Below are 17,066 nucleotides of genomic sequence, written 5' to 3'. Positions count from 1 at the left end.
GTGCGCCCTGCGGGTGCCTGGGCCATGAGTGCTTCGAGTTCCGGTTTCGAGACCAAGTCCACGGACGACTCCACCTTCTTCTCCGAGTACGCGGACGGGAATCCGGCAGTCCGTCTCGGTGTGGAGGACCGCTTCTCCATCGGCTACAGCATCGAGGGGGCCGCACGTGCGCGCGGGGAGGCCGAAGGCAACGTCATCACCTACCGGGACGTGCGGACCTCGACGGACGTCGAGCTGATCGCGGGCTCCGACAAGGTCAAGGAGACCCTGGTTCTCAAGGACCGGAACGCGCCGACGCAGTGGCGCTTCCCCCTGGACCTCAGCGGTCTCACGGCGCGGCTCGACGGGAACGGCAACGTCGAGTTCCTCAGCCAGGACGGCATCAAAAAGGCCTGGATGCCAGCAGGCTGGATGGAGGACTCTAACCTGGGCGCCACCTCGCAGGAGGGGGCGATCTCGACCGGAGTCACCTACAGCCTCACCAACGAGGGCGGCCGGCAGATCTTGGTGGTCACCCTTGACGCCGCGTGGCTGGCGGCTCCCGAGCGCGTGTACCCGGTGAGGGTCGACCCCCCGATCTCCAAGGGCGCCACCTCCGGCACCTACGTCGAACACCCCTACAACCAGAACTTCTCCAGCAGCCAGGAAGTGAAGGTCGGCACCTACGACGGCGGCGGCCATAAGGCCGCCACGTTCCTGCGCTTCGACGGCCTCAACTCCGGGGAGCTGCAGAACGCCTGGGTCCTCGGCGCGCAGCTCTCGCTGTACCACCTGTGGTCATCCTCCTGTACCGCGAGGCCGGTCACCGTCCACGAGGTCACCTCGAACTGGTCCGAAGGATCGGTGACCAGCCTGCCCGGGCCCGCCACCGGGCCAGCCCTGGCGTCACGGTCCTGGGCCCGCGCGTGGCGCCCGAACGGGGCGACGAACTGGCCGTGCGGTGCCGCCGACTGGGAGAGCATCCCCTTCGGAGAGAGCGGACGGCAACTAGTCGACGACTGGACGCACGGCCGCAAGCCGAACTACGGCCTCGCCGTGAAGGCCTCCACGACCGATTCCCTCAGCTGGAAGAAGTTCGGCTCCGACGACTACCCCGGCGGCGCCCCGAGCCTCGACGTGGCCTGGACGAAGTACGGGGCGACGTACCAGCTCGGCGGATTCGTTCAGCCGATGACAGCCACGTCCGAAGGCACCTACAAGGTCACCGTCACCAACAACGGACGTGACACCTGGGGCAAGGGCAGCAACTACAAACTCCGCTACGACCTCTACGACGCCAACAACAACCCGGTCGGCGGAGACTACTGGAGCAAGATCCGCTTCACGGACATGCCGCACGACGTCCCCCCGGGCGGCTCGGTCACCCTCGATGCGAAGGTGGCACCGCTCGCCCCGGCCACGTACAAGCTGGTGTGGACCATGGACGACTACGGCACCAGCAGCTTCGCCGCCCAGGGGGTACCCGGCGCCGGCGTCATGTTCGACGCCGTCAACATCCCGCCCCACCTCACCGGGGCGACGCCCCCCAGCGGCGCCGTCAGCGACACCCTCACCCCGACCCTGTGGATCGCGGCGTCGGACAAGGACCGCTTTCCCAGCTCGCTCACCCACCAGTTCGAGATCTGCGAGGTCGAAGGCACCGACACCCGCAAGAACTGCCGCCAGTCCACCCCCGCCGCCTCCCAGAGCTGGGCCGTGCCCAGCGGCTGGCTGAGCTGGTCCAAAACGTACGCCTGGTACGGGTACGCCCACGACGGCCAGGCCCAGTCCGCGCGCACCCAGCCGTCGATGCTGACAACCCAGGTGCCCCAGCCTGTCATCACCTCCCACCTCGGCAGCACGGACAGCGGCCGCAGCTTCGGCGAACGCGCAGGCAACTACGCCACCGCGGCCACCGACGCCGCCATACCCGTCGTCGGCCCGGAACTCGCCGTCACCCGCACCTACAACTCGCAAGACCCCCGTCAGGGCAACGCCTTTGGCGCCGGCTGGACCACCCGCTGGGACATGCGCGCACTCCCCGAAACCGACGGAAGCGTCCTGGTCACCCTCGCCGGCGGCAGCCAGGTCCGCTTCGGACGCAACACCGACAACACCTACAGCGCGCCCTCCGGATCAACGGGCCTGCTGACCGCCACCCCGGGCGGCGGATGGACCCTGCGTGACGCGAGCGGCGCCCTCTACACCTTCGACGCCACCGGCCGGCTCACCAGGGCCACCGACGGTCACGGCCGCGAGCAGCTCCTCACCTATACCGGCGCAGTACTCACCAAAGCCACCGACGCGCAGTCCCAGCGCGCGCTCAGCTTCACCTGGAGCGCAGGCCGCGTCACTTCCGTGTCCACCAGCGCGATCGGACCGGGCGCCCCGGCGCTCACCTGGACCTACACCTACAGCAATGGCCGGCTGGCCAAGGTCTGTCCGCCGACCTCGACCACCGCGTGCACCCGCTACGAGTACACCGCCGGCGCCCAGTACCGGAGCATGGTCCTCGACGCCAACCCGGTCTCCTACTGGCGCCTCAACGAAGCCGAAGGGTCCGAAGCCGTGAGCGAGGCGGTCTCGCGGACCGGCCTCAACGGCGGCCGCTACCGCGACGTCACTCTCGCCGTACCCGGTGCTCTGGCCGGGACGGGCAACAAGGCCGCCACGTTCAACGGCGCCACCTCCCATGTCGAGATACCCGAGGCCACGCTGTCCTCCTCGAAGGTCCTGACCGTGGAGCTGTGGTTCAAGACCGCCAAGCCCGGTGTCCTCCTGGGCTTCCAGGACAAGCGGCTCAGCGACGGCAAGCCGAACCGGTGGAGCCCCGCACTCACCATCGACACGTCCGGCAGGCTCCGCGGCGGCTTCGAGCTGGCCAACGAGTGGAAGACCCCGCTGGCCTCGACCGCGGCCGTCACCGACAACGCCTGGCACCACGCCGTCCTCACCAGCAGCGGAACCAGCGAAACCCTCTACCTCGACGGCCAACCGGTCGGCACCCGCACAGGCACCGTCGACCACAGCGCCAAGACGTTCGCCTACCTCGGCGCAGGCTTCTCCAGCCCCGAATGGGACGACAACACCGTACGCGAGACCCGCTACTTCACCGGGTCGATGGACGACGTCGCCGTCTACCACCGGGCCCTGGACGCCGGAACGGTCCGTGCCCACTACGACGCGCGCACCGGGACCTCCAAGCTCGCCAAGGCAACCCTGCCCTCGGGCCGGATCAGCGCGCAGGTCGTCTACGACACCGACACCGAGCGCGCCACCCAGGTCACCGACGAATCGGGCGGCACCTGGAACATCTCGGCCCCCCGGTACTCGGCCGGCTCCCAGGCCTACGCCGCCGCCGTCCAGGCGACCGGCCCCGTGAACCACTGGCGCCTGGGTGACAGCAGCGGCGCCTCCGCCGCCGACGCGATGTCCAACGGCGGCAACGGCTCCTTCCGCGAAGGCGTGACCCTCGGATCGGTCGGCGCCTTCCTCGACGGTGACGACGGCTCGATCACCCTCGACGGCACGAAGGGAGCCGTCGGCGTACCCGCGGAAACCATCGCTGGTGCCACCGCCCTCGCGGTGGAGATGTGGTTCCGCACGGACAAGCCCAGCGGTGTCCTCTTCACCTTGCAGAACACTGACCTGAACACCACCCCCACCCGCTGGAATCCCAGCCTGCTCATCGGCGCGGACGGAAAGCTCCGGGGCGAGCTGTGGACCGGCGCCAAGGGTAACTCGATCACCAGCAGCAACCCGGTGACCGACAATGAGTGGCACCACGTCGTCCTCACCGGCGGTACCGCCGGGCAGACGATGTACCTCGACGGCGTCAAGGTCGGATCCCTGGCCGGAGCGGTCAAGCCCGAGACCGTGGACCACGCCTACCTCGGCGCCGGCTACTCCAGCTGGGCCTGGGACAACCAGGACTACGGCATCCGTCACTTCGCCGGCCAGCTCGACGAGGCCGCCTTCTACGCCAAGGAACTCGACGCCACCACGGTCGCCGACCACTACAAGGCCCGCAACCGCCTGGTCGCCGGAAGCGGAGACCAGTACCAGGGCACCGTCATGGCCGACGCACCGTCCAGCTACTGGCAGCTCGACGAAACCACGGGTACCCGCGTCGTCAACAAGATCGCCGCGACCGGCGGCCACGGCACCTACACCAAGGCCACCCTGGGCACCCCGGGAACGTTCGGCGTCGGTGACCGCCCCGCCGCCCAGTTCACCGGCAACGGCTACGCCGAACTCCCCGGCGCCCGCATACCCAACACCGACCTGTCAGCCGAACTCTGGTTCAAGACCACCCAACCCGGCGTGCTCCTCAGCGACCAGAACAAGTCGATACCGGACCCGGGTGCCAGCTACACGCCCGTCCTCTACGTCGGCTCCGACGGCAAACTCCACGGCCAGTTCTACTCAGGAAACGGTGCCTCCAACACCTCAGCCACCACGGTGACCGACAACCAGTGGCACCACGCGGTGATCACCGCACAGGGGGGCACCCAGACCCTCTACCTCGACGGCGCCCAGGCGGCCCAGGCCACCAACGTGCCCGTCAACCACGCGGACAACAAGATCAGCGTTATCGGAGCCGGCTTCACCCAGCACTGGCCCGCCTCACCCGGCAACGGCGTCAACTACTTCACCGGCCAGCTCGACGAAGTCGCCGTCTACCCCCGCACCCTCACCGGCGAGCAGGTCGCCAAGCACTACAACGCCCGCACCCGGGCTTCCGGCTCCTCCCTCGCCGCGACCGTCACCGTCACCGACCCCCTCGGCATCTCCACCAGCAGCACCTACGACGCCGTGCGCGGCCAGCGCCCGATCGCCACCACGGCCGCCGACGGCGGAGTGACGACGTACGCCTACGACACCGGCGGCTTCCTCCACACCGTCACCGATCCCAACGGCCACGCCACCGTCACCGGCCACGACGAGCGCGGCAACACCGTGTCGACGACGACCTGCCGCGACAAGGACTCCTGCTGGACCTCCTTCGCCGAGTACCACCACAACCCCGCCGACCCCCTCGACCCCAGAAACGGCAAGCAGACCGCCGTACGTGACGCCCGCTCCACGGGCGCCGCCGACAACCGCTACAGGACCACCACCACCTATACCGCCCTCGGCCTGCCCGAAACCACCACCCTCGCCGACGGCCGCACCACCACGACGACCTACACCACCGGCGGCGAGCCCGCCGTGGGCGGCGGCACCACCCCGCGCGGCCTGGTCGCCACCGAGAAGAGCGCCGCCGGGGCCACCACCTCCTACGCCTACCACTCCAACGGCGACGTAGCCCAGTCGACGACACCGTCCGGCCTGGTCACCAGGTACACCTACGACGGCCTCGGCCGGAAGCTCACCGAAACCCAGATCTCCACCCGCCAGCCCGCCGGCGCGAGCACCGCCTACACCTACAACGCCATGTCCCGGGTCACCTCCGAGACCGCCCCCGGCGTCAAGAACGAGATCACCGGCGTCACCCACACCGCACGCGTCACCCGCACCTTCGACGACGACGGATACCTGCTCACCGAGTCGACCGAGGACACCACCGGCGGCGACCCCAAGCGGACGACCACCTACCGCTACAGCGCGCGCGGCTTCAACGACAGCGTCACCGACGCCGCGGGCAACGAGACCACCTACGGGCATGACACCCTCGGTCGCGTCAACCGCGTCACCGACCCCGAGGGCAACGTCACCACTCACTCGTTCACCCCGCGCGGCCAGCTCGCCGAAACCGTATTGAAGGACTGGACCGGACACCTCTCGGGCCAGCCCCGCGACCTGGTCCTCGCCTCCCACGCCTACGACCCGGCCGGCCGCCTCGCCTCCAGCACCGACGCCCTCGGAGCCACGACCGTCTTCACCTACTTCGACGACGGCCTCGAGGCGACGGCCACCGCCAAGGCCGTCACCCAGTCCGACGGGTCCAAGCGGGACATCGTCCTGGAGGCCACCTCCTACGACGGCGCCGGCAACATCACCCGGCAGACCACCGCCGGCGGCGCCACCGCCGTCCACACCGTCGACGCCACCGGCCGCACCACGGCCAGCGTCTTCGACCCGAACGGCCTTAACCGCGCCTCGACGTTCACCTACGACGCCGACGACCGCGTCACCGAACAGACCCGGACCATCGACGCCACCGGCAAGAAGCTCACCCAGCGCACCGAATACGACACGTCGGGCAACCCGACCAAGGCGACCATCACGGATGGAGCCACCACCCGCACCGCCAGCGCGGCATACGACCAGCACGACCTCCCGCTGACCTCGGTCAGCCCCCGCGGCAACACCACCACCCACCGCTACGACGCCCTGGACCGGCCCGTCGAGCAGACCGACCCCCAGATCCAGGCCGAGGAGAAGGGCCAGCCCGCCACGGCCCATGCCCCCAAGTCCCTCATCGGCTACAACACCTTCGGCGAGATCACCGACACTCGCGATCCACGCGGCTCGACGACCCGCACCGAAGTCGACATCCTCGGCCGCCCCGTCGCCGTCACCCTGCCCGACTACACCCCGCCGGGCGGCACGAAGATCACCGCGACCTCCCGCACCGCCTACGACAAACTCGGCCGCGCCACCTCCACCACCGACCCGCTCGGCCGCATCACCTCCTACGCCTACGACCAGCTCGACCAGCTCGTCCGCGTCACCGACCCCACCGCCGACACCGGCACGGGCACTCTCAAGGCCCCCGGTACATCCCCCCTCAACGGCACCACACAGTCCCTCGCCGGCGGCGGCATCTCCACCTACACCTGGACCCCCACCGGCCTCCAGCTCTCCGCCACCGACCAGACCGGCGCCCGAGCCGAAGCCACCTACGACGAACTCGGCCGCCAGCTCACCACCACCACCATCGAACGCCGGCCCCTCACCCAGAACCTCACCAGCACCTACACCTGGGACGACGCCGGCAACCAGACCCAGTCGAAGACCCCCGCCGGCCGCATCACCCGCGCCCGGTACAACACCGCCGGTGAACTCCTCGAGCTCACCGACCCCGCAGGCGCGGTCACCACCCAGGCCTACGACGGCCTCGGCCGCACCACGGAGACCAAGGACCCCACCGGCCGCAAGACCACAACCGCCTACGACGCCTCAAGCCTCCCCACCACCGTCACCGACTACGGCACGGGCACCACCGCACTGCGCACGGCCTCCTCCGAGTACGACGCCGACGGCAACCTCACGGCCGCCGTCAACGCGAACGGCGCCCGCTCCACCTACACCTACGACGCGCTCGGCCGCATGACCAAGCAGGTCCTGCCCGTCACCTCCGGCAAGTCGATCCCGACCACCTTCGGCTACGACGCCGCGGGCAACCGCACCCGCCTGACCGACGGCCGGGGCAAGGCCACCTACTACACCTTCAACAGCTGGGGCCTGCCCGAGTCCACGATCGAACCCGCCACCAGCCAGCACTGGAACGAGGACGTCCGCACCTGGACCACCGCCTACGACGCGGCCGGCCAGGCGGTCACCGAGCTCCTGCCCGGCGCCGTCAAGCGCCAGCGCACCTACGACAACCTCGGCCGCCTCACGGGCGAGACCGGCACCGGCACCGCCGTCGCCACCCGCCCCCGCACCCTCGCCTACGACCTCGCAGGCCGGATGACCAAGTCCGCTGGCGCCGGCGCCCTGTCGGAGAACACCTACACCTACAACGACCGCGGCCAACTCCTGACCACCGACGGACCCTCGGGCCGCTCCGAGTACGGCTATGACGCAGACGGAATGATGACCTCCCGCAAGGACGCGGCAGGCACCACCACCTTCACCTACGACCTCGCCGGCCGCATCGACACCACCCTCGACCCGCTCACCGGCACCCAGATACGCAGCGACTTCGACGCCGCGGGCCGCCTCATCACCGAGCAGTACGCACGCCCCGCCGCCGGCGGCCAGTACACGGCCACCGCGCAGCGCACCTACGGCTACGACAGCCTCGGCCGCCTCACAGGCGACGCGGTCACCCGCACCGCGGGCGGCAGCGTCCAGGGCCAGACCTACACCTACGACCTCGCCGACCAACTGGTGGGCAAGACCACCACAGGCACCGCCGGCGCGGCCGATCACACCTACACCTACGACCTCGCCGGCCGCATGTCCTCCTGGAACGACGGCACCACCAGCGTCCCCTACGAGTGGGACGACGCCGGAAACCTCACCAAGCGCGGCAGCACCACCGCGACCTACGACTCCCGCAACCGCCTGGAGACCTGGGGCACCGAGACCTACGCCTACAGCGCCCGCGGCACCGAAAAGACCATCACCGAAACCGCCGACGCCGGAGCAACCCGCCAGATCCAGTCCGATGCCTTCGAACGCACCATCACCAACGGCACCAGCACCTACACCTACGACTCCCTCGACCGCGTCATGACCCACAACGGCACCGCCTTCACCTACGACGGCGGATCCAACAACCTGGTCACCGACTCCACCACCAGCTACACCCGCACCCCCGCCGGCACCCTCCTGTCCACCGCCACCACCGGCCAGAGCGGCACCGCCCGCCTCGCCGTCACCGACCAGCACACCGACCTCGTCGCCAGCCTGAACCCCGACGGCACCACCGTCGCCGGCTCCCGCGCCTACGACCCCTTCGGCAAGACCACCGCCAGCGGCGGCGCCAATCCCAACGTCGGCTACCAGTCCGGCTGGACCGACGCCAACACCGGCGAGGTCAACATGGCCGCCCGCTGGTACCAGCCCGGCATCGGCAGCTTCACCAGCCGCGACACCTGGCAGCTCGACCCCACCACTTCCTCCCTCGAAGCCAACCGCTACGCGTACACCGGCGGAAGCCCGCTCAACCACACCGACCCCAACGGCCACGAACGACTCAGCCACGCAGGCGGCGGAGCCAGCAGCGGCAGCCGCGGAGCCGGAGGCGGAGGCGGCGGAGGCGGAGGCCGAACCAGCACTTCACGACCCAGCACGGCCTCCGGCAGGGCATCTAACCTGAGCGACCGTGCGGCGCGCAGCGAGAAGACGATGCGCATGCCACAGCCGTCAAAGCTGAGCGACCGCCTGGCGCGCAGCGAGAAGACGATGCGCATGCCGACCAGGTCCGGTGCGAAGACACCGACCCGCGCCACCACCTACAAGACACCCAGCGGGAGGGCGGGCAAGACCCCTGGCGGACGCGCCGGTACCTCAACTTCGCGCAGCACGACCCCGGGCCGGACCAACAAGGGCGTGACCTCCGGAGGAACAAAGACCACGGGCAAGAACTCCGGAGCCAGCACCCAGCCCCGACCGACGTACAAGCAGAACCCCAACAGCGGCACTAACCCAAAACCCGCACCGAAGCACACCCCGAGAATGGACTGGGCTGCTCCCAAGGCCACCTGGAGCCCGTCCGCAAGCGTCCTGCAGGTCGTCGATACTGCGCAATTGCTCCGAGCTGTCACTTCCGCCACGATAGAGCTCGATGCTGCACCCGAGGTCTATGCTGCGGCGGGTGCGGATCCCAATACGGGCCAAGGCCGCGACGACGATGACGACACGGACTGCACGAGTCAGCTGGCTGAAACGATGACTCCGGCTGGTCGGGGGGCTGCAGGTCCTGTTTGCTTCCGCGCCCCCAGTAACGCCACTCAAGCTCAAATCGATGAACTCAAGGATCACATCGCGGCTCTTAATGACACGATGGGGTATCTTTCAGCGACTGGCAGGGTGCGTCCTTCTCAGGTCATCTTGACTGTCGACGGGAAGGTGAAGACGCTCAATCAGCTTGCGACTGATATTAAAAAGGATCACATGAAAGATATGGAGGGTACGCAGTATCAATACAAGGGATCGGGTAAGGTTGCCGGCCATTTGCCCGACACGACCTGGTCGGGGAGAAAGGAGCCGTATTGCTGGCATCGGCAGGACGGTAGAGTGAATTCTCTCGTCGGTGCCTATTCTGAGAAGTATCAAGTCGGATATAAGCCGACGGGATTCTATTATGCAGGCGTAAAGGATAATCCTGCGACGCACGTAACGGAGTACGTGAAGGGTTCTGTGGTCAGGAACTCAAGTGGAATATGTGAGATCAGCAGGCCCTAAAGGTAGCGAGGATATGGAAATTCGTGAAGTTGTCTATGCGGTCATGGTGCGTCGACTGAAGGAGCATCTCGAGGCCCCGAGAGGTATGGTTCCTCGCATCTATGCACCTGCCTCGGAAGTGGAGCTTTCCGACTTGGGACAATTCTGTGAGCAGCCCTTGGAAGTTTCCTATCGGAATTTTCTTGCGACAACCAACGGTATGGACTATTTTGAATCCGACCTGTCTGCCTTTAGTTCGGGCGACTGGCCCGATAGTGTGAGGGTAGTCGAGGCTTGCGAATTTGCGGCAACTTTGCGAGATATTGGAATTCTTCAAGATGTTGGACTGCCGCAGAATGCTGAATTGTTTCCCGTTGCGTTCGATGATGATTCAACGATTGGAATTTTCATGATCGACGTGGAAGGAGTTGGGGAGCGATTCTGGATGGTCGGAAACGGGGATAGTATTTTCTTTACAAAATTTTCGGAAATTCTTTCCTACTTCCTTGATCCACTTGCTGGTGCATTTAGGTCGGCGGTTTAGAGTGCGGGGCGGCTCTCACCGCGATTTTCGGATTTCCCGCACATCGCAGCCACGGACTCCCATGCGGACGCGGGGCTAACCGGGACAGACGGCGCCTGCCCGCAGGGTGAAAGCCGGGCCGGCGGTCACCTCCAACGCCTCGTGGGCCCGCGACCGGCCCATGTCCTCGAGGCGGTCGAGCCCAGTGGGCACTTGATTGAGTGGTTACGGTCAGTGGCGGCATCCGCCAGCGAGACACCGCACTCGACGCCGGCCGCCCGCGTCCCGCGTCCGTGTCTCCCCGGCGGCGGCCCGCTCCTGCTCGACCACCCCGGCCGCCGCAGCCCCCGGACAGTCGGCCCCGGCGGAAGCCGCGATCCCTGCTCACTGGCAGTCGGCCATACTGTCCAAGGGGGCGGCGCGTAGCCGGTCACGGTGAAGGCTCCTGCACCCGGACGGCGGGGCTTCCGGGCGTACGCGGAGTGGGCGCGGGCGGCCTGGTGGGCGCTGTCGGACCGGGACCGGATCGCTGTCGACGGCCTGCTGCTGGCCTGCGCGCTGCTCGCGGCCGCTTGGCGGGCGGGCCACCTCGGGTTGGTGCAGGCGGACTTCGTTCTGTCGGCCCTGGCTGGCACGGCCGGTGTCGCCACCTTGTACCGGGGCGCCGTGTACCGGCCTGAGCGTCGCACCTGCCCCCGGGCCGGTGGTGGCGCCCTCGGAGGAAAGCCGGCGGCACGCCGCCCGCGAGGCGGGCACCGCGCCCGGCGCCTGACCCGGGAAAGGACTGCATGGATAGGGGGAGACGATGGTGATGACGGGCAAGCGACGCCGGACCGGCGCGAGCATGCTGGCCTGGCGCAGGGTGCAGGCCGAGACCGCGTACTGGTTTCCACCCGCGGAGGCCCGGTCAGCGAGGTACTGGAACGTGGCCCGCTTCCCCTCGGCCTTCGCCGTCACAGCCGCGGCCGCCTTCTTCCCACGCAGCCAGCCGCGCAGGGTGGCGAGTTCGGCCGGCTCGGCGACCAGACGGGCACGGGGAGTGCGGTCAGGCGCGCGGTTCACTGGCGACCGCCGAAGAGTTCGGCGAGCGCGGAGAGGAGGCGCGGGGCGCGGCCGGGCAGGAGAAGGATCATTGCGGCCGAGACGAGGAAGGCCAGGATGGTAGGGACGGGGCGTTCGAGGACGCCGAGGACGGTCACCGCGGTGATCGCGGCGATGACGATGGCGGCCTCGGCCGCGCCGAGGCGCGCGGAGGCCCGCTCCGGGACGCTGGCGGGCGCCCCCGGCGCCGGGGCGGACGGCCGGACAGGCGAGGAAGTGGACATACAGGTACCTCCGTGCGGGAGTTGGGTTGCTCGGATGGCGCCCCGGGGCTGGCCCGGCGCAGGCCCCGATCGTGGCAGTTCGAGTGCCGCGGAGGCGAGCCGCCAACTGCGCACGCCGTGACCGACGTGGACTCGTTGTTGTTCGTGTTTACGCAGGCCAGAAGGCACAAATGAGAAGGTTCCGTCCCGCCCGTAGAGCGGTCCGTTGCTGCTCCGCCACCGCCTTTGGGCTCGTGATTCGGGTCGTTCGATGTCGGGCCCCGTGGGGGCTGCGTGCGGTGTTCGCCACGACTTCGGCGGCCTGGTCCCCATCTCCTGGCGTGAGGAGCACGGCGCAGGCGACCACCTCACCGCCCGCCGCCTGTTCGCCGAGGGCCGGCGCATCTTCGACCAGGCCGGCTTCCACGAACAGACCTCCGACTACGCCGTCCCCCGCGCATCAACGTCTCGCACGCCGCCTGCCTCGGCGACGAGACCACCGCCGTCACCGCCCAGGACGCCGCGACGGAGGAGCTCCCCCGGTTCGCCACCCACCTGTAGATGCACCGCGTGTCGGCGTACAGGTAAACGTGCACAGGCGGGTACAGCCGGACGTACACCACGAAGTGCTCCCGGAGCCGACGGCGGGGTGCCTCATCGACGCGCCTGTGGCCGACGGGGCGACGGCCCTCCCCCGAGCAGGGGAGACGGAGGTACGGGTCTCCTTCCGAGGTCGGCTTCGAGGTCCGTCCTCAGGGAGGATGCCGGGGCGACGGCACACCGAGACGATGGTGCATATGACGACTACGCACCACGACACGAGCCTTCCGTCCCCGCCCCGTTGGGCCGTCCGTGCCGCGCACGTCACCGCACTGTTCACGCTGCCGTCCGGGATCTGGCGCCTGCTGTTGGCAGCCGGTTTCTCCGCCGGGTACACCGAGTCCGGGTATGAGGCGATGGGCTTCACCGGCTGGGGTGCGGTGTATGTGGTCGGGCTCACCGTGGGCGCAGAGCTACTCGCGCTGCTCACGCTCGGCCTGGTCCGGCCGTGGGGTGAGGTGCTGCCGCGGTGGGTCCCCTTCATCGGCGGACACCGGCCGAACCCGCGTGCGGTCACCGTGGTGGCGGGCCTCGGCGCCGGGGCCCTGACGCTGACCCTCACCCAGTTTGCCTTCTGGTGGTCCTTCCCTCATCCGGACATGACCCCGTTAGGCAGCACCATCGCCGGAATCCTCTACCTACCCCTGATCGCCTGGGGACCGCTCCTGGCCGCCGTCACCATCGCCCACCACCGCCGGTATCGCGCCGGGGGACTCTGACCGGTCCAGCATTCCCTTCTTGCTTCGGCCCAGTCCGCGCAGGTGCACTGTGCACGTTCCCGTGTACGCGGCTGTGCAGATTGACCTGTACTCCGACACCGCGGCCTGATGCTGGCCCGCTCTGGCGACACCGCAGCCGGCACCGCGCACGCCCGCGCGGCATAGGACGCGCTCCCGCCGGAGAAGCACTCCCTGACTCTGCGCCTGCTCATGGCGGAAGCCGAACAGTCCTGACCCCAATGCGGGGTTTCCCACCGGCCAGGCCGGCGCGGGGACAGGCGCGGCGCATGAGTTCGGGGGGCCGGGAATTCGGAACCTGTGCTGCGCCATGTCGTTGTGAGGAGCGGGACGCACACCGCTCCGGGAACCTCTATCCGTTTCCCACCGGGTCTGCCCGGGGGGGCCCAGGTCCTGACCACCTGTCGCCGCCACGCGCGGCTGCAGGTGGTCAGGACAAAGAGATCGACAGCACCCGTCGAGGCGGACTGCCGATCAAGCTAGGGTCTGGCTCAGCCCGTGCCGAAATGGCGTGCCGGGTGAGGCCCGGGGCCCAGAGCGCTCTGGGGGCAGCAGTACCCCCGGGCCGCCCCAACCCCCACCGCCGCCCGTGCTGCCAGTGTCCGGCGTGACCCTGCTCCGTGGGGCAGGGCACGGGGGATGGTGGAGCAGCTGCCGCACGGGATGCGGGCCCCGGTCGTGGTGACGTACGTCCGGTGCGCCCTGTGCGGGGTACTCGGCGTACTCGTCCTCAATGGCGGTGGGCGGGCCCAGACGGTGCGGCGTACCGGAGTTCACGTCCGCGAGACGCAACCGGGCGTGAACATCCCTGAAGCGCTCCAGCTCGTGCTGCTCAACCAAGTGAACGGCTCCTGAAACGACTCAGAAGCCGCCGAACCACGGAACCGGACGGTGGCGATGTTCCGATTTGAGCGAGGTGGTTGCGGCTGCCCAGGGTGTGGGGGTGGTCGGGACCGAGGATGCGTTCGCGGTCGGTCAGCGTCTGTTGGTGGAGGTCGGCGGCTTCCTGATACCGGCCGAGTTCTCGGAAGGTGTTGGCGAGGTTGTTGCGGCTGCCCAGGGTGTGGGGGTGGTTGGGTCCGAGGGTGCGTTCATGGTCGGTGAGGTTCTGCCGGTGGAGGTCGGCGGCTTCCTGGTACCGGCCGAGGTCCTGCAGGGCGGTGGCGAGGTTGTTGCGGCTGGCGAGGGTGTCGCGGTGGTCCGGTTCGAGGACGCGTTCGCGGTCGGTGAGGGTCTGCTGGTGGAGGTCGGCGGCTTCCTGATGCCGGCCGAGGTCCTGCAGGGCGGTGGCGAGGTTGTTGCGGCTGGTGAGGGTGTCGGGGTGGCCGTTGCCGAGTTCTGGCTGGAGGCGCCCGAGAGCCTGTTCCGCCAGGGCGGCTGCCTGTTCGGGATGTCCGGCTTGGCAGAGGCTGTCCGAGGCCCTGTTGAGGGTGCGGCCCGCGGTCCGGGCGTCGGGGGTGAGCCGAGCGGTGGTGAGGGCGTGGGGGGCGAGGAGTCGGACGGTGTCCCAGCCCGAGCTATCGGCGTCTCCGGCCTCACACACCACGCTCTCCATACGTTCGGCCAAGGCGCGGTACCAGCCTTCCGGGTCCGGGATTTCGGTACGGAGGGAGAGGGTGGTGAAGAGCGGGTCGTTGTTGGAGAACAGCATCCGCACCGGCACCGGCTTGCCGTCCAACTGCGCCCAGAACTCGATGTCGGTCTCGTAGGTATCGAAGGGGTAGTCGCTGATCGACCCGTCCGTGAGCACGACCTGCACGTCCCTGGTCGTGAGCCGCTCGTGCGCCTTGAACTCCAGGTCGCCGAGTGTCTGCGCGGAGGTCTGGAGGCTGAGATCGGCCACCGGGGCGGTCCCCTCCTCCTCGCCGAGGGCCCCGCGCGCGGTGACCCGGACCCGCAGTGCCAGCTCTCTGGCCGCGGCGTCGACGCGTTGCACGTTGGCCTCCACGTCCACCCGGTCCGCGCCCTGGGATCCGACCATGTGGACCGTGTCGAGCGCTTGGCGCTCGGTGAACTGCAGCCACGACCCCACCGCCACCGCCATCACGATCAGCACCGCGAGGGGAAGCAGGACCGTCAGGAGCGAGGCTCCGGAGCGGCGTGGGTGACGGGGGTCCCAGGTGGTGGCCATGGTGGTGGCTCCGACGGGTGGGAAGGGGCACGCATTTCGTCGGGCCCGACACCGGGAGCGTCCTGGTCGCCGGTTCGTGACGACCAGGACGGTGGTCCCGCAGTGGACCACGACCGGTGATCAGGGAGCGATCTCGAACTCGGGCGGCTCCAGGCCCTTCAGGCATTCGGTCTTCGGCGCGGCCGGGGTCTCGAAGAACGAGACGGCGATCTCCTGGGCGCACTTCGACGTGGCGAACACCACGTGCGGCTCGTAGGGGATCGTGACGACCTTGGCCTTGCTCAGCGTACGGGCGACGTACGGCCCGTTGTCCGCCCCGGTCTGGGAGTCGAAGCTGCCCGACAGGGCGAGGGTGGGGATGTCACCGCGCGTGGCATCCCGGATCGAGGGCGCCGCAGGGGGGACGTTCCAGACGTCGCAGTCGGGACGGAGGAAGGTGAGCTGCGGCGCCTGGGCCTGCACCGAGCGGGGGAACGACGGGAACGCTTCCTGTCCGCCCCGGAGCGCCTCCTCCTGGCTCTCGTACGGCGTCCACTCGCTGCAGAAGACCCCGTAGACGAGACCGTGTCCAACCTTGCCCATGGCAGCCGGGCTGAGCTTCCCGCCCGCCCACTGCCGGGCGATTCGCTGTGGTTTGCCGTTGGCCAGCTCGTCGAGGGCGCGGGGTACCTGGGGTGCCACGTGGGTGGCGGAGGTCATCCAGTTCACCAGCGCTCCGCCGTCCAGTACGACCTTCACCGGCTTGTCGTTGCCGGGGAGCGTAACGGTGGTGGTGACCGGCTTGGCTTCGAGGTCGCTGACGAGCTTGTCGAAGGTGGCCGACAGGTTCGGGTAACGCTTGTTGCACGCCGGCTGGTCCGCGCAGGCCTTGAACAGGCCGCCCACACCCTGCCGGAAGCTGCTCCAGGTGGAAGCCGAACCGGACCTGGACGGCGGCAGTATGCCGTCGATGCCCACCGAGCGGAGCCCCTCGGGGTGCAGGCGCATGTAGACCAGCGCCAGGTGGGTGCCGTAGGAGATGCCGTACAGGTTCCACTGCTTGACGCCCAGCGTGGTGCGCAGGTCCTCGTAGTCGGCGGCGCTCTCGGTGTCGTTGTAGGCGCTGAGGTCCAGCCCTCGGCCCGCCAGCTCGTCGCGGCAGGCCTTCGTGGCCTCGACGTGCAGGCGTTCGGTGGACGGAGCGTCGTAGACCAGGCCGACCGCGCGTGCGTTGAATGCGTCGATGTTGGGGCAAAGGGCCGTCGGGTCGGCCGAGTACGTACCGCGCTGGGACATGAGGACCACGTCACGGTCGCGGTTCAGGCCGCCGTCGATCGCCATCTTCGCCTCGCCCACGGCGTCGTCACCCGGTCCGCCCGCGAGCCACACGATGGGGTCGGATTTCGGTGTGCCGGCCGTGGCGGGCACGATCGCGACACCGAGTCTGATCGTTTTACTGCTGGGTTCGGCACGGTTCTCGGGCACGGTGAGCGTTCCGCAGCGGGCCCCTTCGAGCTCCTCGATCGGTTCCGGTGTCTTCGGGCAGGCGCCCGGCTCGTAGCGGGCGTCGCCCACCGTCCGGGCGGTCGTGCCGATCGGCGCTCCGGTGCCGTCGTCGGCGTGCGGACGGGCCTGAGCGGGCGCGGTGAGCAGGCCGGTGACGAGGAGACCCGTCGCCATGCCGGCCGACGCGGCCAGGAGCCGTCGTGAGGTGCGGCGACGCCGGTGCGCTTGATGCGGTGTCATCTGCC

The 17,066-nt window shown here is 68.9% G+C and carries 7 protein-coding genes; 4 read left to right on the top strand and 3 right to left on the bottom strand.

Features of this window, described 5'->3' with window-relative positions:
- The first annotated feature begins 24 nt into the window (after positions 1–24).
- Both ACFWW8_RS15435 and ACFWW8_RS15430 read left to right on the top strand, forming a co-directional pair.
- Positions 25–10,062, top strand: a complete 10,038-nt coding sequence (locus ACFWW8_RS15435) for a LamG-like jellyroll fold domain-containing protein (protein WP_386528621.1) — start codon at positions 25–27, stop codon at positions 10,060–10,062.
- A complete protein-coding gene (locus ACFWW8_RS15430; RefSeq protein WP_386528618.1) occupies positions 10,034–10,585 on the top strand; it encodes a hypothetical protein in 552 nt (183 codons plus the stop codon). Before ACFWW8_RS15435 ends, ACFWW8_RS15430 begins: the two co-directional genes overlap by 29 nt.
- 1,037 nt (positions 10,586–11,622) lie before the next feature.
- On the opposite strand, the gene ACFWW8_RS15425 is transcribed toward ACFWW8_RS15430, so the two are convergent.
- On the bottom strand, positions 11,623–11,889 hold the full coding sequence (locus ACFWW8_RS15425) for a hypothetical protein (protein ID WP_386528616.1): 267 nt from the start codon (positions 11,887–11,889) through the stop codon (positions 11,623–11,625).
- Positions 11,890–12,665: 776 nt separating this feature from the next.
- On the opposite strand from ACFWW8_RS15425, the gene ACFWW8_RS15420 reads away from it, so the two are divergent.
- Positions 12,666–13,187: a hypothetical protein gene (locus ACFWW8_RS15420; protein ID WP_386528614.1), complete on the top strand. Its 522-nt coding sequence runs from the start codon at positions 12,666–12,668 to the stop codon at positions 13,185–13,187.
- A 657-nt stretch (positions 13,188–13,844) separates the two neighbouring features.
- Positions 13,845–14,060 carry a hypothetical protein gene (locus ACFWW8_RS15415; protein ID WP_386528611.1) on the top strand — a complete coding sequence of 72 codons (216 nt, stop codon included), beginning with the start codon at positions 13,845–13,847 and terminating at the stop codon, positions 14,058–14,060.
- Here the strand turns inward: ACFWW8_RS15415 and ACFWW8_RS15410 are convergent.
- Positions 14,038–15,336 (bottom strand): tetratricopeptide repeat protein, encoded by a 1,299-nt coding sequence (locus ACFWW8_RS15410; RefSeq protein WP_386528610.1) that lies wholly within the window; start codon positions 15,334–15,336, stop codon positions 14,038–14,040. The two genes, ACFWW8_RS15415 and ACFWW8_RS15410, sit on opposite strands and share 23 nt — an antisense overlap.
- A 120-nt stretch (positions 15,337–15,456) precedes the next feature.
- Positions 15,457–17,061, bottom strand: coding sequence for an alpha/beta fold hydrolase (locus ACFWW8_RS15405; RefSeq protein WP_386528607.1), 1,605 nt, complete (start codon positions 17,059–17,061; stop codon positions 15,457–15,459).
- Between the last annotated feature and the right edge of the window lie 5 nt (positions 17,062–17,066).

This window comes from Streptomyces sp. NPDC058701 (assembly GCF_042715295.1).
GTDB lineage: Bacteria > Actinomycetota > Actinomycetes > Streptomycetales > Streptomycetaceae > Streptomyces.
Note: the sequence above shows the minus strand (reverse complement) of the source record. Positions and strands in the feature narration are given on the sequence as shown.